This window comes from Burkholderia sp. Ax-1724 (assembly GCF_011752995.1).
Taxonomy (GTDB): Bacteria; Pseudomonadota; Gammaproteobacteria; order Burkholderiales; family Burkholderiaceae; genus Paraburkholderia.
Genome location: NZ_VWWL01000004.1, coordinates 217,946 through 239,321, shown reverse-complemented (window position 1 = coordinate 239,321; position 21,376 = coordinate 217,946). Strand labels below are relative to the sequence as shown.

The window sequence follows — 21,376 nt, the reverse complement described above, 5'->3', positions numbered from 1 at the left end:
TTGGTTCGAGCCTGGCGCCCGCTCAGTGTTGCTGCGATTTCCGGTAGGCCATCACACCTGCTACCGTATAGAAACTGCCGAAAACCACGATTCTATCATTCTCCGACGCACGTTTTAGCGCGTCCTGGAAAGCTTCTGCCGGACTCGCGTAACGCGTCACGCTGCTGTCGGCGCCCCCACCCTCGCTCACGCCCTGCTCGCGCAATGCCGTTTCGAGCTCCTGCGCCGACGCCGCCCGCGGGGTCGGCAGATCGGTCACGCACCAGTGATCGATCTCGCCCTTCAGGTGATTGAGCACGCCGGCGATGTCCTTGTCGCGCATCGCGCCGAACACCGCGTACGTGTACGGGAAAAAGCCCATGTTGCCGAGGTTTTGCGCGAGCACCGCAGCCGCATGCGGATTGTGGCCGACGTCGAGCACGATGGACGGCTTGCCTGGCAGCACCTGGAAACGCCCCGGCAGATCGACGTTGGCGATGCCGAGCCGGATGTCCTGCGCCGACACCGGCAGGCGGTCGCGCAATGCTTCGAGCGCGGCCAGCGCCGCCGATGTGTTGATCAGCTGATTCGCGCCGCGCAGCGACGGATAGGCAAGCGCCGAGCGCCGCAGCGTCGGGCCGACATAGCTCCACTGTTGGCGCTCGCTGCCCGCCTGGCCTTCGTAACGGAAATCGCGGCCGAATAGCCACAGCTCGGCGCCGATTTTTTCCGCGTGATCGATCAGCGATTGCGGCGGCACCGGGTCCGCGCAGATCGCCGGCTTGCCCGGACGGAAAATGCCGGCTTTTTCGAAGGCGATTTTCTCGCGCGTATCGCCGAGATAATCCATGTGATCGAGATCGATGCTCGTGATGATCGCGCAGTCCGTGTCCAGAATATTGACGGCGTCGAGACGGCCGCCCAGACCGACTTCGAAGATCACCGCATCGAGCCCGCGCGACGCGAACAGGCTCATGATCGCGAGCGTCGTGAATTCGAAATAAGTCAGCGTGACGGGCTCGGCAAGGCTCAGGCGCGCGGTTTCGACGGCTTCGAAGTGCGGCAGCAGGTCCGCGTCGTTCGCCATCTCGCCGTTGATTCGCGCCCGCTCGTTGAACGACAGCAGATGCGGCGACGTGTGGCAGCCGACCGTGAAGCCCGCGCGCAACAGAATGGCTTCCATGATCGCGCAGGTCGAGCCTTTGCCATTCGTGCCGCCGACCGTGATGATCGGGCAGGAGAACGACAACTGCATTGCGTCACGCACCTTGGAGATGCGGCCCAAACCCATGTCGATGCCGACCGGATGCGCGGATTCAAGGTGCGTGAGCCACGCGTCAAGGGTGGGGAATGTCGTCATCGGGTGAATCTTGAGTGAGTCGAGAGTCTTCGCGGGTGGTTCGCGGGTTCGTTCGCGAGTTTTCGGTCCGGCAGTGCTAGTGGCAACGCTATGAATAGGCGCGGGCCCGGCGGTTCAGGTCGAGCCGGGCACGCGCGCCAGCGCGGTTTATGCGCACAAAGAAAGCCGCGCAGCCTCTTTCGTTGCGGCTTCCGCCAGAGGCAATCGCCGTCGCATTGCAAGAGACCGCAATTATCCCGGAAATGACAGCGCGCCGCTTGATTGCTCACGCGGCGCGCTCTTTTTGACGATTTCTCTGACCGCCGCCGCGCGTTTTTCGCGGCGAAGCGGCAGAGCAAATAGCTGTACGACGTGCGGTACGGCCAGCTTTACGCCACGGCATCCGCCGGCTGATGGCTCAGCAACGCCAGCAATTGCGCGATTTCCTCGCGCAGCTTGCGACGGTCGACGATCATGTCGATCGCGCCCTTCTGCAGCAGGAACTCGGCGCGCTGGAAACCTTCCGGCAGCTTTTCACGCACGGTCTGTTCGATCACGCGCGGGCCGGCAAAGCCGATCAGCGCCTTCGGCTCGGCGATCACGACGTCGCCGAGGAACGCGAAGCTCGCGGACACGCCACCCATCGTCGGATCGGTCAGTACGGAGATGAACGGCAGTTTCGCTTCGGCGAGCTTCGTGAGCATCGCCGTGGTTTTCGCCATCTGCATCAGCGACAGCAGGCTTTCCTGCATCCGCGCGCCGCCCGAAGCGGTAAAGCAGATGAACGGCACCTTCTGTTCGAGCGCGTTCTGTGCGCCGCGCGCAAAGCGCTCGCCGACCACCGAACCCATCGAGCCGCCCATGAACGAGAACTCGAAGCATGCGACCACGACCGGCAGCGTGTGAATCGCGCCGCCCATCACGACCATGGCGTCGGTTTCGTCGGTTTCGTCCATCGCCTCTTTAAGGCGATCCGGGTACTTGCGGCTGTCCTTGAACTTGAGCGCGTCGACCGGAACGATTTCCTGGCCGATTTCGTAGCGGCCTTCCGGATCGAGCAGGCCGTCGAGCCGCTCACGCGCGCCGATACGCATGTGATGGTCGCACTTCGGGCAAACATGCAGATTGGCCTCGACGTCGTTGCGATACAGCACGGCTTCGCACGAAGGGCACTTGATCCACAGGCCTTCCGGAATCCCCTTGCGGTTCTTCGGGTCGGTTTGTTTGATTTTCGGCGGCAGCAGCTTATCGAGCCAGCTCATAGGGAATCCTTCTGGGTCACGGTTGCGCGAACGGCGGGACGAACCCGCCGCTCACGTGACAGCGACAAAAATAACTGTTATCGGGCAGTCGCGGCGCTATCGAGCGCCTCGCGCACTTCGGCGATGAAACGCGTCAGCGTCTCGGCAGCGGCGTCGGGCGCTGCCTGTTCGAGCAATTGAACGATACGGCTGCCGATCACGACGGCGTCGGCCACACCGGCCACCGCGCGCGCCGCTTGCGCGTCGCGAATGCCGAAACCGACGCCCACCGGCAGGGGGACGCGCGACTTGATGGCCGGGATTTTACTCGCGATGCTGGAAACGTCCAGATTCGCCGCGCCGGTCACCCCTTTCAGCGACACATAGTAGACGTAGCCGCTGGCGATCCGGCCGACCTCGGCGATACGCTCGTCAGTTGAGGTCGGGGCAAGCAGAAATATCGGATCGATGCCGGCAGATCGCATCTGTTCGGCGAAATCAACGCATTCCTCGGGCGGATAATCGACCACCAGCACGCCATCGACACCGGCTTCATTGGCCGCCTTCGCGAACGCTTCGGCGCCCATCCGCTCGATCGGATTTGCGTAGCCCATCAGAACGACCGGCGTCTTGTCGTCGGTTTCGCGGAAGCGCTTGACGTCGGCGAACACCTGGCGCAGCGTCACGCCGCGCTCCAGCGCGCGCTCGGACGACCGCTGGATCACGGGACCATCGGCCATCGGGTCGGAAAACGGCACGCCAAGCTCGATGACATCGGCACCGCCGGCCACGAGCGCATGCATGAATTCGACGGTGCGAGCCGGGTCCGGGTCGCCGGCCGTGATGAACGGGATCAAGCCCTTCTTACCCTGGGCGGACAGCGCGGCAAACGTGTTCTTGATACGGGACATGGAAATATTCTCGGATTAGGGCTACTGCATGCTCGTTACAGTGTATTTGCTGCATGTTCGCGGCAACTGTCACGCTTTTCACTGCACTTCGGTCGGCGGCTGCACTTTCGGCCTGGCTCTGGCCCGACGCGGCACAGGTGGCGAAGCGGCGGCGCTCACGCGCTCGCGCGCTATCGCGCAGTAGCTTTCATTGATCTCATAGCCGACGAATTCGCGCTGATGACGGACGCAAGCGACCGCGGTGGTGCCGCTGCCCATGAACGGGTCGAGCACCCGGCCGCCTTTCGGGCAGCTGGACAGCACCATCCGCTCGACGATTTCCAGAGGTTTCTGGGTCGGGTGCGCCACACGTTCGGCATGCTGCCGATGCAGGCGCGAGACCGACCAGACATCCTTGGGATTATAGCCAAGCTCCAACCACTTGCTTCCTTCGAACAATTTACGCGAACGCGCCTTCTTCGTGACTGCATCGTACGGGATGCGGACGGGATCGAGATCGAAGAAATAGTCCTTCGACACCGCGAAGAAACCGATATTGTCGTGCACCGACGTGAAGCGGCGCGTGGTGCCGCCCATGCTCGGCACGCGCCGGTCCCAGATGATTTCGTTGATCATCACGAGTTTTGTCTTCAGAAAGCTGAAGATTTCCGGCGCGTACTGCCAGGTGCAGAAAATATAGAGCGAACCCGACGGCTTGAGCTTCGGTACCGCAAGCTCGAGCCAGCCGCGCGTCCAGACGAGAAAGTCCTCGCCCGTACGCATGTCGGAATCGTTGCCGTAGTCCTTGCCCAGCCCATAAGGCGGATCGCAGACGATCAGGTCGATCGACCCGTCGGGAATGTTCGCTACGTCGGTCAGAAAATCGCGGTTCAACAGCTGAATGCCGGCCGGCACCTGCGCCAGCAGCGGCGCCGATGCCGCGGCCGCCGTTACCCCGGCGGCCGGATTCGTGGTTTCAAGCGCCGGCTGCGGCTCGTCGAACTCGTCGCGCATCGTCGTGGCTCAGAACTGGATGCCCGATCGCTCGGCGACCGTGTGCATGTCCTTGTCGCCGCGGCCCGACAGGTTGACCAGCAGGACCTTGTCCTTCGGCAGCGTCGGCGCGAGCTTCATCGCGTAAGCGAGCGCGTGGCTCGACTCGAGCGCGGGGATGATGCCCTCGATGCGGCAGCAATCGTGGAATGCCTTGAGCGCTTCTTCGTCGGTGATAGCGACATATTGCGCGCGATTGCTGTCTTTTAGCCACGCATGCTCGGGGCCCACGCCCGGATAGTCAAGACCGGCCGACACCGAATGCGTCTCGATAATCTGGCCGTCTTCGTCCTGCAGCAGGTACGTGCGGTTGCCGTGCAGCACGCCGGGGCTGCCGCCGATCAGCGAGGCTGCGTGGCGACCCGTTTCGAGGCCGTCGCCGGCTGCTTCGACGCCGATCAATTGCACGGAAGTGTCGTCGATATAGGGGTAAAAGATACCCATCGCATTCGAACCGCCGCCAATGCACGCGATCACAGCATCCGGCTGACGGCCGGCCAGTTCCGGCATCTGCACGCGGCATTCGTCGCCGATCACGCGCTGGAAGTCGCGCACCATCATCGGATACGGATGCGGACCCGCGACCGTGCCGATGATGTAGAACGTGTTTTCGACGTTGGTGACCCAGTCGCGCATCGCTTCGTTCAGCGCGTCCTTGAGCGTACGGGAGCCCGATTCCACCGGCACGACCGTCGCGCCGAGCAGTTTCATGCGGTACACGTTGGCAGCCTGGCGACGCACGTCTTCGGCGCCCATGTAGACCACGCACTCCATGCCGAAACGCGCGCAGATCGTCGCCGTGGCCACGCCGTGCTGGCCGGCACCGGTTTCGGCAATCACGCGCGGCTTGCCCATGCGCTTGGCGAGCAGCGCCTGGCCGATCACGTTGTTGATCTTGTGCGCGCCGGTATGGTTGAGGTCTTCACGCTTCAGATAAACCTGCGCGCCGCCGAGCAGTTCGCTCCAGCGCTGGGCGTGATAAATCGGCGAAGGACGACCCACGAAATACTTGAGTTCGCGCTCGTATTCGGCGACGAACTCCGGGTCTTTCTGATATTTCTCGTAGGCTTCACGCAGCTCGTTGAGTGCGGAAAACAGCGTTTCGGCGACGAACACACCGCCAAATTGGCCGAAATGGCCTCTTTCGTCAGGCAAGTTGTACATGGTGATCACTCTTCTCAGAATGGCTCGCGGCTTTCATGCGAGAGAGCCGCGAACCTGAATCATTCGGCGTCCGCGGTGCGCACCGCGCGTACGAACGCCGCCATCCGGGCGTGATCTTTCACGCCCCTGGCGCCCGCGACTTCGATGCCGCTCGAGACATCGACCGCGTATGGGCGCACGCGATGGATCGCATCACTGACGTTTTGCGCGTTCAACCCACCACTCAAAACGGCCCGATGCGCGAGCTCTGCTGGAATAAGTGACCAATCGAAAACCTTCCCGCCGCCGCCATAGCCTTCGACATGCGTGTCGAATAGAAGGCCACTGGCTGCTGAATAGTTAAGTGCCGATTTTACCAAATCGGCCGGTTGAGTATCCGCCGCAATCCGCAGCGCGCGCAACCAAGGCAAACCCGCAATGCTGGCAAGGGTTTCGCACTGCGCCGGGGTCTCGTCGCCGTGAAATTGCAGCAGCGTGAGATTGACGTTGCTCGCGACTTCGCGAATCCAGTCCGGCGTCGCATTGACGAACAGGCCGACGACCGACACGAACGGCGGCACGTCGTGCACGAGCTCGACCGCCTGAGCGACGCTCACCGAACGCGGGCTCGGCGGGTAGAAAACGAGGCCGATCGCGTCGGCGCCGAGATCGATCGCATGGGCGACGTCCTCGGGCCTGGACAGCCCGCACAGCTTGATGCGCGTGCGATGCGGCACGCCTGGCGAGTCGGCCGCGCCGGCTTGGTTCGCGGGTTGCTCGACTGCTTTCAGGTTTTCGGTTGTTCGGTCCATACGCTGCTCCACGGCACGCTGCCGGTTACCGGCGCGGGCACGGCGAATTGTTCAGGATAGCCCACCTGCGCGAGATACAGGCCGTCCGGCATGAAGGTCGGCGCCGCGCAATCGCGGCTGCGGCTCGCGAGCACGTCGGCCATCCAGCCGGCAGGCCGGCGTCCGCTGCCGATTTCAATCAGACAGCCCATCACGTTGCGCACCATGTGGTGCAGGAACGCGTTCGCGCGGAAGCGGAAATGCACGAAGTTACCGTGCTGTTTCACGTCGATCTGGTACAGATGCTTGAACGGCGTCTTCGACTGACATTGCGACGAACGGAACGCCGAAAAATCGTGCTCGCCGATCAGGTGCACGGCGCCGGCCCGCATCGCGTCGGCGTCGAGCGGCGTATGCACCCAGCCGGCCTTCGTCGACAGCATCGGCGAGCGCACCGGGCTCACGTACAGCACGTAGTAATAGGTCCGCTCGAACGCCGAGAAGCGCGCGTGGAAATCGTCGGGCATCGTCTTCGCCCACTGCACGCCAATCGTCTTCGGCAGGAAGGCATTGGGACCGCGCACCCACGAGATATCGACGCGCTCGAGTTCGGTGTCGAAATGCACGACCTGCCCGAGCCCGTGCACGCCACGGTCCGTGCGGCCCGCCACGGTGGTCTGCACGGGTGTGCGCATGAATTCGCGCAGCGCCCGCTCGAGTTCGTCCTGCACGGTGTTGCCGTGCGGTTGCGACTGCCAGCCCGCGAACGCCGAACCGTCGTACTGAACGCCTAACGCAATGCGCTTCACGACAGCGGCGCGAGGGTCGAGAGCAACGCGCGGGCTTCGGTGCGCGTGGCCGGATCGTTGGCTTCGATCACTTCGTTGATGAGGGCGCGGGCACCCGCGAGGTCGCCGAGTTCGATGTACTCGGACGCCAGTTCGAGCTTGTTGCGCGCGATGCGGCCGAGATCGGCCTGCGTGAACGCCGGCAACGGCTGCGCGGGACTCGGCGGCAGTTCGAGGTCGAAGTCGAGCTTCAGCGCGCCGAAGCCCGCCGCGCCCAAACCCGCGACAGCGCCGTGACCGGCGGTGCCGGCGGCGATTTCATCGGCGATGTGCGGGGCGTCGTCGTCCGGCTCATGTGCGGCAAAGGCTTGCTGCGCGGTCGTTTCGGGCGAGGCGACCGGTTGCGTCGACAACGGGGCGGCTGGCTCCGCATTGCCGGTGGGCGCTTCGACGCGCGGCGGCAATGGCATGTCGAGGCTGCTGAACGCGTCCACGGCGTCGCGCGGAAATGCCGATGGCGCGGGTAGCGTGGGTTGAATCGGTGCTGCGGTATCGCTGTGCGGTTGACCGAGCGGCGCGGTTGCGTCAGGTTCGGCCGGGTGTTGCGTGAAATCGATCGCGGGGGCGGGAACCGGGTTTTGCGGCTCGGCCAAGGGCTGTTGGGGCTCGGCCGGTGGGGTTGCCGGGGTGTTTGTTGTGGCCTCGCTTCCCGTGGATTCGTCGTCCCATTGCAGACGATGAGCGCGCTCTTCCTGCGGTGCCGATTCGGGGCGAGGTTCGAGTGGATCGCGCGACAGAGCCTCGGCGGCGGGTTCCGCGCCGACGGCAGGGCTTGCGGCTGTGGCTGCGGTGTTGAGGGTTTCCTGAGGGGCGGTTGCTGGGGCGGCGGTTGCGTCAGGTTCGGCCGTGGAGTGTTCTGTGGCTGCGTGTGCCGGTGCTGCAAGGTCGGCTGCCACACGCTCAGCTGTGGCGCGCTCCGCTGCCGCCTGCTCGGCTGCCGCGCGCTCAGCCGCGGCGCGTTCCGCTGCCGCCTGCTCCGCCGCCGCGCGCTCGGCTGCGGTGCGTTCCGCTGCCACCTGTTCGGCTGCCGCACGTTCTGCCGCCAACGCAGCCGCCTGCCGAGCCGCTTCATCACCGTGCACATCCGACGCTTCCTGCGCCGCCGTCTGCCCGCGCGCCGAAGCATCGTCCTGCGAATCGCCCGCCTGCGCCGACTGCGCCATTTCGGGATTCACCGCATCCGCCGTATGCCCCGCAACCGCCTTCTCGCGCTTGCGCCGCCCCATCCGCAGGGCCGAGAGCAGCACGATCAGCGCGGCGCCAATCGCCGCAGCGATGCTCAGATTCCGCCGCGACATGCCATCGTCATTCGCTGGCGACGGCGCCACGCTCGCCTGCCCCGGCGCAGCACCCGTCACTGGCGACGCTCCCGCCGCCGGCTGCGCAGCGCTCGTCGGCGCAGCGCCCGAAACCGCCGGCGCACCACCGATCCCGTGCTTCTGCAACTCCATCAGCACGCGGTTTTTCAGCGCAAGCAATTGCTGCAGGCTCGATACCTGCGGATGCGTCTGCGAAGCCGGCTGCACGGCAGCGGCTGCCGAGCCGACGCCGCTCGTCGCTGCCTGCGCCTGGGCGGCTGGCACACTCGCCGGCGATTGAACCGATCCGGTCCACTCCTGCGCACCGCTCGCCGGCAGCGCCGCCGCCTGCGAGCCTGCTACCGGCGCGGACGCAGCCGCTCCGCTCGCTGCCGTCGCCGACATCACCGCGCTCGCGCTAACCGGCACACTGGCCGCACCAGACACTGCGGGCGCGGCAGACGTCGCGACCTGCGCCGCTGCCTGAGTGCCTACCTGAGTTGTGACCTGAGTCGCAGCACTAGTCACACTCGCAGCCGCAGCGCTGACCTGCGCGACCGCGCTCGCAGCACCACTGCCCGCACTAGCCGCAGCAGCCACCGTCGGCGTGGACACCGGCACAGCCGGCGCGGAAGCAGATGCCGTAGGCGCAGACACCGCCGCACCAGACGCCCCCGAAGCCGCCGCCACAGCACCTGCCGCTGCAACAGACGAAGCCGCCAGCGCCCCCGACGCGTCCAGCGCCGGCACGATCAGGATCGCGCCGACACGCAGCCGGCTCGGATCGTGGTTCATGAACGCGGCCGGATTCGTATCGAACAGCGCGTGCGTCGAGCGAGCGAGCACGGCCTTGTCATGCGATTGCGTGACGGCGATCGCCACGTCGTTCAGCGACTGCCCAGCCCGCACCGTGTACTGGCTGCCCGCGCCATAGGTGACGACAGCGGGAGCGAAACCAGCCTCCGGCGCGCTCGCCGACGCTGGCACCGGCGCCGCAACCGCGCCGCCCATGCCGGCGCCCGCAAGCGCAAGCGCCAACGCAGCGGCAGCCGCCACAGTCGTCAGACGGTCTTTGAATCGACCTTTATCGTGATGGATGGACATAGCCCGAAGAGCGGAGCGTCGAAAGTTCATCGGGACTCCCGCTGCGTCAGCGCGCAGCCTTTTTTGCGATTGGAAAGAAACAAGATAATCGGAGACACAATGAAAAAAGCGCCGCGCAAGCGCGACGCTTCTTGAGAGTTGTCTACGCGTCGTGAGCGCGTAGTTTACTTTACTTGTCGAGCACAATGCGAAGCATGCGACGCAGCGGTTCGGCCGCGCCCCACAGCAACTGATCGCCAACCGTGAAGGCCGACAGGTATTCGCCGCCCATCGCGAGCTTGCGCACGCGGCCAACCGGCACCGACAGCGTGCCCGTCACAACCGCCGGGGACAGATCGCGCATCGACGCTTCGCGTTCGTTCGGCACGACCTTGACCCAATCGTTGCCCGACGCGAGGATGCTGTTCACCTCGTCGAGCGGCACGTCCTTGTTCAGCTTGATCGTGAGCGCCTGCGAGTGGCAGCGCATTGCGCCGATCCGCACGCACAGGCCGTCGACCGGAATCGAGCCCGGCGTGCCCATGGCCGGGTTGCCGAGAATCTTGTTGGTTTCCGCGCCGCCCTTCCACTCTTCCTTCGACATGCCGTTGCCGAGGTCCTTGTCGATCCACGGAATCAGCGAGCCCGCGAGCGGCACGCCGAAGTGATCGGTCGGCATGCTGTCGCTGTTCATCGCTTCGAGCACGCGGCGGTCGATGTCGAGAATCGCCGAAGCCGGGTCGGCCAGCTCGCTCTTCACCGAGCCGTGCAGCGTGCCCATTTGCGACAGCAGTTCGCGCATGTTCTGCGCGCCCGCGCCCGATGCGGCCTGATACGTCATCGCCGTCATCCAGTCGACGAGGTTTTCGCGGAACAGGCCGCCCAGTGCCATCAGCATCAGGCTGACCGTGCAGTTGCCGCCGATGAAATTCTTCTGGCCCTTCACGAGCGCGTTCTTGATGACGTCGAGGTTGACCGGATCGAGAATAATGACCGCGTCGTCCTTCATGCGCAGCGACGAGGCCGCGTCGATCCAGTAGCCGTTCCAGCCTGCCGCGCGCAGCTTCGGGAACACGTCGTTCGTGTAGTCGCCGCCCTGGCAGGAGATGATCGCGTCGCACTTCTTCAGGTCGTCGATGCTTGTCGCATCCTTGAGCTTGGTCTCGTTTTTGGCGAACGACGGCGCGTTGCCGCCCGCGTTGCTGGTGCTGAAAAACACCGGTTCGATCAAGTCGAAATCGCCTTCCTGCTGCATGCGTTGCATCAGGACGCTGCCGACCATGCCGCGCCAACCTACGAGACCTACGTTCATGACTTCATACCCTTCGAATGGAAACTTCCCCGCATCTTTGCCCGCAGTGACCGCGCGGGGAAGATGGGCGGGCACGACGGACGATCAGCGCTTCGTGATCGTTTTCGGGGTAATCGTTTTGATGGTAATAATGGCGAACTCGATCGCACGGGCTGTTGTGCCGTGCGGTTTGGAAATCGAGGAGATTTGGGAGATCTGCGCCATCGCAACAATATACACGAAAACCGGAAGCCGGCGGCGCTTATCGCCGCCGCCAGGCTTGTTAAGCGAAAATCGACCTTAAATACGGGCCGATTCTCGTTTTTGCGGCTGTTTTTGCAGCCGTTTATTCGACGAATTCGACGGTCCGCTGACTGGCCAACTCGCGCTTTTTACAGCGCGGCCACGACGGCATCGCCCATCGCCGCCGTGCCGACCTGCTTGCAACCCGGCGTGAGAATGTCGCCGGTGCGATAGCCTTGCTCAAGCACCTTCTTCACCGCGGTTTCGATGCGATCGGCCTGCTCGGCCTTGTTCAGCGAATAGCGCAGCATCATCGCCGCGGAGAGGATCGTGGCGAGCGGATTCGCCACGCCCTTGCCCGCGATGTCCGGCGCGGAACCGTGCGACGGCTCGTACAGGCCCTTGCTGTTCTTGTCGAGCGAAGCCGACGGCAGCATGCCGATCGAGCCCGTCAGCATGGCCGCTTCGTCGGAGAGAATATCGCCGAACATGTTGCCGGTCACGATCACGTCGAACGACTTCGGCGCCTTCACGAGCTGCATCGCGGCGTTGTCGACGTACATGTGCGACAGCTCGACGTCCGCGTATTCCTTCGACACGTCGATCATCACGTCCTTCCAGAACTGCGACGTTTCGAGCACGTTGGATTTATCGACCGACGTCAGCTTCTTGTCGCGCTTTTGCGCTGCCTGGAACGCGACGTGCGCGATGCGGCGCACTTCGGGCTCCGAATAACGCATCGTGTCGAAGCCTTCCTTCGCACCGGCGAACAGGCCATCCGGCGCCTCGCGCACGCCGCGCGGCGCGCCGAAGTAAATGTCGCCGTTCAGTTCGCGCACGATCAGGATGTCGAGACCCGACACGATCTCTTCCTTCAGCGACGACGCGCCCGTGAGTTGCGGATAGCAGATGGCCGGACGGAAGTTCGCGAACAGCTCAAGGTGCTTGCGCAGACCGAGAATGGCCTGCTCCGGGCGCAGCGCGCGTTCGAGCTTGTCGTACTTCCAGTCGCCGACCGCGCCGAACAGGATCGCGTCGGCCTGCTTCGCGAGCGCGAGCGTCGAATCGGGCAGCGGATGGCCCTTCGCTTCGTAACCCGCGCCGCCGACCGGCGCTTCTTCGAGTTCGAACTTTTCGCCGAGCACGTTCAGAACCTTGACGGCTTCCTTGACGATTTCGGGACCGATGCCGTCGCCCGGCAACACTGCGATCTTCATGCGAATTCCTTGATGATTTTCTTCGAGACTTTTGAGCACGATCCAGCGTGCGAACCGGCGCGCGAGCGCACGGCCCTCACGTGATCGAGCGCAACCGCGCTAACTGCGTGCGTTCAGCCGACGAGGCGGTGATTGAGCCACGGCTGCTTGGCGAGGCGTTCCGCTTCGTACTGGCGGATTTTGTCCGCGTGACGCAGCGTGAGGCCGATATCGTCGAAACCGTTCAGCAGGCAGTACTTGCGGAACGCCGCGACGTCGAACGGATATTCGGTGCCGCCGTCGGTCGTGCGCACGACTTGCGCTTCGAGGTCGATCGTCAGCTGGAAGCCATTGAACGCGTACGTTTCGTTGAATAGATGATCGACCTGCTGTTCGGTCAGCGCGATCGGCAGCAAGCCGTTCTTGAAGCAGTTGTTGTAGAAGATGTCGGCGAAGCTCGGCGCGATCAGCGCGCGAAAGCCGTACTGCTGCAACGCCCAGGGTGCGTGTTCGCGCGAGCTGCCGCAGCCGAAGTTCTTACGCGCGAGCAGCACCGAAGCGCCCTGATAACGCGGCTGGTTCAGCACGAAGTCCGGGTTCAGCGGACGCTTCGAGTTGTCCTGGCCCGGTTCGCCGTGGTCGAGATAGCGCCATTCGTCGAACGCGTTCGGACCAAAGCCCGTGCGCTTGATCGACTTCAGGAACTGCTTCGGAATGATCGCGTCCGTGTCGACGTTCTCGCGATCGAGCGGCGCCACGACGCCGGTGTGTACGATGAATTTATCCATGACGCTTGCGCCTGTTCAGGACCGGGCGATGCGAGCGGCGGCAGGAAAGCCGCGCGCCGCGTCGCCGGCAAAAATCAAAAACCGCTTATTTATCAGCGTGATTGCTGATCGAATTGCCGAGGTGCGACATGTCCTCGCCGAATCCGTGCACCGTGTTGCAGCCGGCCAAGCCGAGCAGGAGCCCGGCGAGCGTGCCGAGTGCGAAGCGGCGCAATAGCGTGATGCGATTCGTGTTCTTCATCATGCGGATCATCCAAGCTTGCGAATATCGACAAAATGCCCTTCGATGGCCGCAGCCGCAGCCATCGCGGGGCTCACGAGGTGGGTACGGCCACCGGCGCCCTGACGGCCTTCGAAATTGCGATTCGACGTGGACGCGCAACGCTCGCCCGGCTCGAGCCGGTCGGCGTTCATCGCGAGACACATCGAGCAGCCCGGCTCGCGCCATTCGAAACCGGCGTCGGTAAAGACCTTGTCGAGGCCTTCACGCTCCGCTTGCGCCTTCACGAGCCCCGAACCCGGCACGACCATCGCCAGGCGGACGTTCGGCGCAACGCGGCGGCCGAGCTTCTTCACGACGTAAGCCGCGGCGCGAATGTCTTCGATGCGCGCATTGGTGCACGAGCCGATGAAGATTTTATCCGGCTTGATCGACTCGATCGGCGCGTTCGGTTCGAGCGCCATGTACTTGAGCGCGCGCTCGATCGCGTCGCGCTTGACCGGGTCCTTCTCGCGTTCCGGGTCCGGCACGCGGCCGTCGACCGACGTGACCATTTCCGGCGACGTGCCCCAGGTAACCTGCGGCACGATTTCCGCGGCATTCAGTTCGACCACGTGATCGAAATGCGCGCCGTCGTCCGACTTGAACTGCTTCCAGTACTCGACCGCGTGATCCCACTCGACGCCCTGCGGCGAGAACGGCCGGCCCTTCAGGTATTCGACCGTGGTGTCGTCGACGGCGACCATGCCGGCGCGCGCGCCCGCTTCGATCGCCATGTTGCAGACCGTCATGCGGCCTTCCATCGACAGCGAACGGATCGTCGAGCCGCCGAATTCGATCGCGTAGCCGGTGCCGCCCGCAGTGCCGATCTTGCCGATGATCGCGAGCACGATGTCCTTCGCGGTACAACCGCGCGGCAGCGGGCCCTCGACCTTCACGAGCATGTTCTTGCTCTTCTTCTGCAAGAGCGTTTGCGTGGCCAGCACGTGCTCGACTTCCGAGGTGCCGATGCCGTGCGCAAGCGCGCCGAACGCGCCGTGCGTGGACGTATGCGAATCGCCGCAGACAATCGTCATGCCCGGCAGCGTCGCGCCCTGCTCCGGTCCGATGATATGAACGATGCCCTGGCGCAGATCGTTCATCTTGAACTGCGTGATGCCGTACGCGTCGCAGTTCGTGTCGAGCGTGTCGACCTGCAGCTTCGAAACCGGATCGGCAATGCCGTGGGTGCGGTCCGTGGTCGGCACGTTGTGATCCGACACGGCCAAGTTCGCGCTGATGCGCCACACCGGGCGCCCGGCTATCTTCAGGCCTTCGAACGCCTGCGGGCTGGTCACTTCATGCAGCAGATGACGGTCGATATAGAGAATCGCGGTGCCGTCGTCTTCCGTGTGGATCACGTGCGTGTTCCACAATTTGTCGTAGAGAGTCTGTGCCATGGTATGCGGGGAAAATAGTAACTACGAGTGACTGCGGGCTGACTATGTCGGTTGATTATGCCACGCGATGCACCGCGATGGGCGGCTCATCCAACGAAAAAAACCGATAAAAAACAGGGAGTTGGCTGGTAGTGTCGATACCTGTATCGGCGTTACCCGGCACGCGCGGGACCTTCGCGATGCCGCTGCGGCACATACGCGCCTCGCGGCGGCCGCAAAAACAAAAACGCCTCAACGGTGGGCCCGTCGAGGCGTTTTATTCACTCCGATTGCGCGCCCGGTCGCGGCACGAATGCCGCGGCGCAGCGCGCGTATCGAGGTCGATCAGCGATTAGCGCTGTGCAAGCGGCTTCGCCTCACGCAGCGTCTCGCCGATGAAGAGCTGGCGCGGACGACCGATCTTCTGCTCCGGATCGGCGATCATTTCGTTCCACTGCGCAATCCAGCCGACCGTGCGCGCCATCGCGAAGATACACGTGAACATCGAGGTCGGAATGCCCAGCGCGCGCTGCACGATACCCGAGTAGAAGTCGACGTTCGGGTACAGCTTGCGCGACACGAAGTATTCGTCTTCGAGCGCGATCTTTTCGAGCGCCATGGCGAGCTTGAACAGCGGATCGTCGTGCAGACCCAGTTCTTCGAGCACTTCGTGGCAGGTTTCGCGCATCAGCTTCGCACGCGGGTCGTAGTTCTTGTAGACGCGGTGACCGAAGCCCATCAGCTTCACGCCCGAGTTCTTGTCCTTGACCTGCTTGATGAACTCGGGAATGTTGTCGACCGAGCCGATTTCTTCGAGCATGTTCAGCGCGGCTTCGTTCGCACCGCCGTGCGCCGGGCCCCACAGACACGCGATACCGGCTGCGATACAGGCGAATGGATTCGCACCCGACGAACCGGCGAGACGCACGGTCGAGGTCGACGCGTTCTGCTCGTGGTCCGCGTGCAGGATCAGGATACGGTCGAGCGCGCGCACGAGCACGTCATTGACCACGTACTCCTCGCACGGGTTCGAGAACATCATGCGCATGAAGTTCGCGCTGTACGACAGGTCGTTCTTCGGATAAACGAACGGCTGGCCGATGCTGTACTTGTACGCCATCGCGACGAGCGTCGGCAGCTTCGCGATCATGCGGATTGCCGAGACTTCACGGTGACGCGGATTGTTGATGTCGAGCGAGTCGTGATAGAACGCGGACAGCGCGCCGACCGCGGCGACCAGAATCGCCATCGGGTGCGCGTCGCGGCGGAAGCCGCGGAAGAAGAACTGCATCTGCTCGTGCACCATCGTGTGCTTCGTGACGGTGTCGACGAACTCGGTCTTCTGGGCGGCGTTCGGCAGTTCGCCGTTCAGCAGCAGGTAGCAGGTTTCGAGGAAGTCGGCGTTCTGCGCGAGGTTGTCGATCGCATAGCCGCGGTAGAGCAGTTCGCCCTTGTCGCCATCGATGTAGGTAATCGCCGAATTGCACGACGCCGTCGACATGAAGCCCGGATCGTACGTGAATTTGCCGGTCTGTCCGTACAGCTTGCGAATGTCGATAACATCCGGGCCAATCGTACCCTTGTAGATCGGCATTTCGACGCTCGGCGAATTGTCGCTGAACGATAGCGTGGCTTTAACATCTGACGGGGTCATAGCACATCCTCAATCGAAGTATGGATACGGGGTTTCGATAATTGCACGCCTGGATCAACGGACTGGCGGCACTCAAGCGTTGCGCAGTAACTCCAGAACCCGAACCACGTCCGGGTCGGCAAGATCGCCTTCTGGTTCCTTGCGCGCGAGTAGCAAGTCCATCAGGTCGTTGTCGCTCAGCTCGAGCAGGCGCGTGAGAGCGCCCACGTCGGCATCGCTGAGGTCATGCTCATATCGGCTGAAAAAACGCTCCATGAAAAGATCGTTTTCCAGCAGGCCCCGCCGCGCGCGCCAGCGAAGGCGCGCGCGGCGGAGAGGGTCGGACTGATGCGATGCGTCCATCTCAGACCGTGCGGCGAACCATCAATTCCTTGATCTTGCCAATCGCCTTGGTCGGGTTCAGGCCCTTCGGGCAAACGTCGACGCAATTCATGATGGTGTGGCAACGGAACAGACGGTACGGATCTTCCAGGTTGTCGAGGCGCTCGCCGGTCGCCTGGTCGCGGCTGTCCGCGATGAAGCGGTAGGCCTGCAGCAGACCGGCCGGGCCGACGAACTTGTCCGGGTTCCACCAGAAGCTCGGGCACGAGGTCGAGCAGCTGGCGCACAGGATACATTCGTAGAGGCCGTCGAGCTCGTCGCGCTCTTCCGGCGACTGCAGACGTTCCTTTTCCGGCGGCGGCGTATCGTTGATCAGGTACGGCTTGATCGAGTGATACTGGTTGAAGAACTGCGTGAAGTCGCAGATCAGGTCACGCACGACGGGCAGGCCCGGCAGCGGACGCAGCACGATCTTCTGCGGCAGGTCGTTCAGGTTCGTCAGGCACGCGAGGCCGTTCTTGCCGTTGATGTTCATTGCGTCCGAACCGCACACGCCTTCGCGGCACGAGCGACGGAACGACAGGGTTTCGTCGAGCGCCTTCAGCTTGACGAGCGCGTCGAGCAGCATGCGTTCGTGCGAGTCGATGTCGATCTCGTACGTTTGCATGCGCGGTGCGGCGTCCTTGTCCGGATCGTAGCGGTAAATTTCAAATGTACGCTTGGCCATTTCTGAATTCCTTTGACTTGTGCCTTAGAAGGTACGCGCTTTCGGCGGAACCGATTCGACGGTCAGCGGCTGCATGTGAACCGGCTTGTAGTCGAGGCGATCGCCTTCGCTGAACCACAACGTATGGCGCAGCCAGTTTTCGTCGTCGCGATGTTCGAAGTCGTTGTGCGCGTGCGCGCCACGGCTTTCCTTGCGCGCTTCGGCGGAGACCATCGTGGCGCGTGCCACTTCGATCAGGTTCGCCACTTCGAGCGCTTCGACACGGGCCGTGTTGAACACCTTCGACTTGTCCTTCAGATGGATGTTATCGACGCGCGCCGCCACTTCGCGGATCGCGTCGACGCCTTCGGCCAGCAGGGCCGAAGTACGGAACACGCCGGCGTGCTTCTGCATCGTGCCGCGAATGTCGTTCGCGACCGACTGCGTGTACTCGCCCGACGACGAGCTATCGAGCTTCGCGAGACGCGACAGCGCGAAGTCGGCGGCGTCGGCCGGCAGCGGCTTGTGTTCCTTCAGTTCCTTCACGTGCTTGACGATATGGTTGCCGGCCGCGCGGCCGAACACCACGAGGTCGAGCAGCGAGTTCGTGCCGAGACGGTTCGCGCCGTGCACCGACACGCACGAGCATTCGCCCACAGCGTAGAAACCGTTGACGATTTCTTCATGACCCTTCGGCGTACCGACGACCTGGCCGTGAATATTCGTCGGAATACCGCCCATCTGATAGTGAATGGTCGGGATAACCGGGATCGGCTCTTTAATGCAGTCGACGTTCGCGAATTTCAGCGCGATTTCGCGGATCGACGGCAGACGCTTCATGATCGTCTCGGCGCCGATGTGCGACAGGTCGAGCAACACGTGATCCTTGTTCGGACCCACGCCGCGGCCTTCCTTGATTTCCTGGTCCATCGAACGCGAAACGAAGTCACGCGGCGCCAGATCCTTCAGCGTCGGCGCGTAGCGTTCCATGAAACGCTCGCCGTTCGAGTTACGCAGAATGCCGCCTTCGCCGCGCACGCCTTCGGTAATCAGCACGCCCGCGCCGGCCACGCCGGTCGGGTGGAATTGCCAGAATTCCATGTCCTGCAGCGCGATGCCCGAACGGGCCGCCATGCCGAGGCCGTCACCGGTGTTGATGAACGCGTTGGTCGATGCCGCGAAGATGCGGCCCGCGCCGCCCGTAGCGAACAGCGTGGTCTTGCCTTCGAGGATGTAGACGTCGCCGGTTTCCATTTCCAGCGCGGTCACGCCGAGCACGTCGCCGTCGGCGTCGCGGATCAGGTCCAGCGCCATCCATTCGACGAAGAACTGCGTCTTGGCCGCGACGTTCTGCTGGTACAGCGTGTGCAGCAGCGCGTGACCGGTACGGTCAGCCGCCGCGCAGGCGCGTTGCACCGGCTTTTCGCCGTAGTTCGCGGTGTGGCCGCCGAACGGGCGCTGATAGATCGTGCCGTCGGCGTTACGGTCGAACGGCATGCCGAAGTGTTCGAGTTCGTAGACGGCGTTCGGTGCTTCGCGGCACATGAACTCGATCGCGTCCTGGTCGCCGAGCCAGTCGGAGCCCTTGATCGTGTCGTAGAAGTGGTAGTGCCAGTTGTCTTCGCTCATGTTGCCGAGCGAAGCGCCGATGCCGCCTTGCGCCGCGACCGTGTGCGAACGCGTCGGGAACACTTTGGACAGCACGCAAACCGACAGGCCGGCGCGCGCGAGTTGCAGCGACGCGCGCATCCCCGAGCCGCCCGCGCCGACGATGACCACGTCAAACTTGCGACGCGGCAGAGAATTCTTGATTGCAACCATGCTTTTATACTCTCCAGAGAATCTGCGCAGCGTAGCCCGCACATGCGAGCAACCAGACGATCGTCAGCGCCTGAAGCAGCAGACGCACGCCAACGGGCTTCACGTAGTCCATCCAGATATCGCGGATACCGACCCACGCGTGGTAGAACAGCGCGAGAAGCGTGACGAACGTGGCGAGCTTCATCCACTGCGTCGCGAAGATCGACGCCCAGCCGTCGTACGAGAAGTCGTGCGCGCCGAAGAACCAGGCGAGCAGGATCACGGTGTAGATCGCCATGATGCAGGCGGTGATGCGCTGGGCGAGCCAGTCGCGCAGGCCGTAATGCGCGCCGACGACGAGACGCTTCGAACCGATTCGGTTATTGGCTGACATTTTTTAGAATGCTCCGAACAGTTTGGCCGCGAATGCGATGGTGAGCAGCGACGACACGACCAACACGACGACCGAGGTCGACTTGCCCTTTTCCTTCGAGACCGCGTTGTGGTTCGTATCCATCACGAGGTGACGGACGCCGGCGCAGAAATGGAACAGGAAAGCCCACGCAAGAACGAGCGTGATCAGCTTGACGACGATGTTGGAGAGGAAGCCCTTGAAAACGTCGAAACTGAGTTCCGAGGTCAGGCTCTGATCGAAGAGGTACAGCAGGAACGGAAGAAATACAAACAACAAGGCACCACTCACGCGATGCAAAATCGACACGCGCCCCGCTAGCGGGAGACGGTACGACGTCAATATTTGCCCAATACCGATGTTCCGGAATTCCGGCCTCGGTTTTTTTACGGCTTCTGCCATGCTAGACCCCTACTATGTAGTCACACTAATCCGCGATTTTAGCGCCTTTTTATATCGCGCTGCAGCGAAAACCCCTACGGATTGATTGCCGCGAGCGCGATGAAGGCACCTTCCGAGAGGCACGCGTGTAGGACGCCACGCCTCGTTCCAGCCCAATTCAGCTCAGATCGTTCTGATAGTAATACCCGGTTGTGACATACCAACCCCGCCGGACTTCGACGGGGCGGTCCCCATAGGTATAGGACACGCGCTCCACAGAAAGCAACGGAAAACCCGCCGGCACATGCAGCAGGTCCGCCACGGAAGGCTCGGCCGCCACCGCGCGGATCTTCTCGGTCGCGCGAATCATGCGCGTGCCGAATTCCGTCTCGAACATCGCGTAGAGGGGACCTTTGTACTCCGAGAGCCGCTCGAGCGTAAGCCCGCGGAACACGGCGCCCGGCAGCCAGATCTCGTCGAGCACGGTGACTTCGCCGTCGAATTGCAGCAGACGCTTGATCAGCACGACCGGGTCGGCCGGCTTCAGATCGAGCTGCCTGGCGATCTCCGCCGATGCCCGCAGGCGCCGGCATTCGAGCAGGCGGCTCACGTGCGGATGCTCGGCGCCGTCGTCGGCGAGCAGTCTCAGGAAGCGGAACTGCGCGCGATCTTCGTTGTGCGTTGCAACAAAAGTACCCTTGCCCTGGCGGCGCACCAGCAGGTTGTCGGCGGCCAGTTCGTCGATCGCCTTGCGCACGGTGCCCTGACTCACCTTGAAACGGGCCGCCAGTTCGACTTCACTCGGGATGATCTCGCCGGGCTTCCACTCGCCGCTTTCGAGACTCTGCGTAATCAGCCCCTTGATCTGCTGATATAGAGGGCTGAAAGTAGGCGACGCAACCGGTGCGGCAACGGGTACAGCCTCGCCCGCGGCCCCCTGGCCATTCGGGTTCACAGGATTCGCCGGGTTCGAATTCATGCGCGCATTTCATCATAAAGGGCCGGGGCGCGTCCAGACTTTTCCCGGCAAGAGATATGTCTTATATAAGACATAAGATAATGTTGACTTTGTCTGTGTCGACTCCTACACTCCTTGTCGAGCAAGGGTTTGCGGGGTTTTCCGGCAGCTGTTTGATGCAGTGCCGCGACGCGCTGGCAACCACTCTGCACCATGCCGTTCCCTACGCAGTTCAGGTTTCGATTCGCCGCCATCCGCTGGCCAGACGCTTGCCGAAACGCGCTGTTCGCAGGAGTTCGCACCGTGCAGCGGCGGTCCGGCAG

General features: G+C 63.2%; 20 protein-coding genes. All 20 read right to left on the bottom strand.

Annotation, left to right across the window (positions count from 1 at the left end; genetic code table 11):
• Window positions 1-22 precede the first annotated feature (22 nt).
• Window positions 23-1,339, bottom strand: coding sequence for a bifunctional tetrahydrofolate synthase/dihydrofolate synthase (gene folC / locus F3J19_RS06890; protein ID WP_167039105.1), 1,317 nt, complete (start codon window positions 1,337-1,339; stop codon window positions 23-25).
• Window positions 1,340-1,707: 368 nt separating this feature from the next.
• A complete protein-coding gene (accD, locus tag F3J19_RS06885; protein ID WP_167039103.1) occupies window positions 1,708-2,580 on the bottom strand; it encodes an acetyl-CoA carboxylase, carboxyltransferase subunit beta in 873 nt (290 codons plus the stop codon).
• 77 nt (window positions 2,581-2,657) lie between these two features.
• Window positions 2,658-3,470 (bottom strand): tryptophan synthase subunit alpha, encoded by an 813-nt coding sequence (gene trpA, locus F3J19_RS06880; protein ID WP_167039101.1) that lies wholly within the window; start codon window positions 3,468-3,470, stop codon window positions 2,658-2,660.
• A 78-nt stretch (window positions 3,471-3,548) separates the two neighbouring features.
• Window positions 3,549-4,463, bottom strand: coding sequence for a site-specific DNA-methyltransferase (locus tag F3J19_RS06875; RefSeq protein WP_167039099.1), 915 nt, complete (start codon window positions 4,461-4,463; stop codon window positions 3,549-3,551).
• 9 nt (window positions 4,464-4,472) lie between these two features.
• Window positions 4,473-5,666, bottom strand: coding sequence for a tryptophan synthase subunit beta (gene trpB, locus F3J19_RS06870; RefSeq protein WP_167039097.1), 1,194 nt, complete (start codon window positions 5,664-5,666; stop codon window positions 4,473-4,475).
• 59 nt (window positions 5,667-5,725) lie between these two features.
• A complete protein-coding gene (locus F3J19_RS06865; RefSeq protein WP_167039338.1) occupies window positions 5,726-6,457 on the bottom strand; it encodes a phosphoribosylanthranilate isomerase in 732 nt (243 codons plus the stop codon).
• On the bottom strand, window positions 6,433-7,245 hold the full coding sequence (gene truA / locus F3J19_RS06860) for a tRNA pseudouridine(38-40) synthase TruA (protein WP_167039095.1): 813 nt from the start codon (window positions 7,243-7,245) through the stop codon (window positions 6,433-6,435). The genes F3J19_RS06865 and truA overlap by 25 nt, the downstream gene beginning before the upstream one ends.
• A complete protein-coding gene (locus F3J19_RS06855) occupies window positions 7,242-9,686 on the bottom strand; it encodes a FimV/HubP family polar landmark protein (protein ID WP_240158775.1) in 2,445 nt (814 codons plus the stop codon). Before F3J19_RS06855 ends, truA begins: the two co-directional genes overlap by 4 nt.
• Window positions 9,687-9,855: 169 nt before the next feature.
• Entirely contained in the window at window positions 9,856-10,977 is a 1,122-nt protein-coding gene (asd, locus tag F3J19_RS06850; RefSeq protein WP_167039091.1) for an aspartate-semialdehyde dehydrogenase, read from the bottom strand.
• A gap of 371 nt (window positions 10,978-11,348) precedes the next feature.
• Window positions 11,349-12,416 carry a 3-isopropylmalate dehydrogenase gene (gene leuB, locus F3J19_RS06845; protein WP_167039089.1) on the bottom strand — a complete coding sequence of 356 codons (1,068 nt, stop codon included), beginning with the start codon at window positions 12,414-12,416 and terminating at the stop codon, window positions 11,349-11,351.
• Between the two features lie 113 nt (window positions 12,417-12,529).
• The gene (gene leuD, locus F3J19_RS06840) at window positions 12,530-13,183 is read right to left on the bottom strand and encodes a 3-isopropylmalate dehydratase small subunit (RefSeq protein WP_167039087.1); all 654 of its coding nucleotides are present in this window, start codon (window positions 13,181-13,183) and stop codon (window positions 12,530-12,532) included.
• Between the two features lie 85 nt (window positions 13,184-13,268).
• Complete coding sequence (locus F3J19_RS06835) at window positions 13,269-13,427, bottom strand: entericidin A/B family lipoprotein (RefSeq protein ID WP_167039085.1); 159 nt, start codon at window positions 13,425-13,427, stop codon at window positions 13,269-13,271.
• Between the two features lie 5 nt (window positions 13,428-13,432).
• A complete protein-coding gene (leuC, locus tag F3J19_RS06830; RefSeq protein WP_167039083.1) occupies window positions 13,433-14,842 on the bottom strand; it encodes a 3-isopropylmalate dehydratase large subunit in 1,410 nt (469 codons plus the stop codon).
• Between the two features lie 331 nt (window positions 14,843-15,173).
• A complete protein-coding gene (gltA, locus tag F3J19_RS06825) occupies window positions 15,174-16,475 on the bottom strand; it encodes a citrate synthase (RefSeq protein ID WP_167039081.1) in 1,302 nt (433 codons plus the stop codon).
• A gap of 72 nt (window positions 16,476-16,547) precedes the next feature.
• The gene (locus F3J19_RS06820) at window positions 16,548-16,817 is read right to left on the bottom strand and encodes a succinate dehydrogenase assembly factor 2 (RefSeq protein ID WP_167039079.1); all 270 of its coding nucleotides are present in this window, start codon (window positions 16,815-16,817) and stop codon (window positions 16,548-16,550) included.
• Window position 16,818: 1 nt separating this feature from the next.
• Window positions 16,819-17,523 (bottom strand): succinate dehydrogenase iron-sulfur subunit, encoded by a 705-nt coding sequence (locus tag F3J19_RS06815; protein WP_167039077.1) that lies wholly within the window; start codon window positions 17,521-17,523, stop codon window positions 16,819-16,821.
• Between the two features lie 24 nt (window positions 17,524-17,547).
• Window positions 17,548-19,323 (bottom strand): succinate dehydrogenase flavoprotein subunit, encoded by a 1,776-nt coding sequence (gene sdhA / locus F3J19_RS06810; protein ID WP_167039075.1) that lies wholly within the window; start codon window positions 19,321-19,323, stop codon window positions 17,548-17,550.
• 4 nt (window positions 19,324-19,327) lie between these two features.
• Window positions 19,328-19,696: a succinate dehydrogenase, hydrophobic membrane anchor protein gene (gene sdhD / locus F3J19_RS06805; protein ID WP_167039073.1), complete on the bottom strand. Its 369-nt coding sequence runs from the start codon at window positions 19,694-19,696 to the stop codon at window positions 19,328-19,330.
• A 3-nt stretch (window positions 19,697-19,699) separates the two neighbouring features.
• Complete coding sequence (gene sdhC, locus F3J19_RS06800; protein ID WP_167039071.1) at window positions 19,700-20,116, bottom strand: succinate dehydrogenase, cytochrome b556 subunit; 417 nt, start codon at window positions 20,114-20,116, stop codon at window positions 19,700-19,702.
• Window positions 20,117-20,273: 157 nt separating this feature from the next.
• Window positions 20,274-21,074, bottom strand: coding sequence for a GntR family transcriptional regulator (locus tag F3J19_RS06795; RefSeq protein ID WP_167039069.1), 801 nt, complete (start codon window positions 21,072-21,074; stop codon window positions 20,274-20,276).
• Window positions 21,075-21,376: the final 302 nt, after the last annotated feature.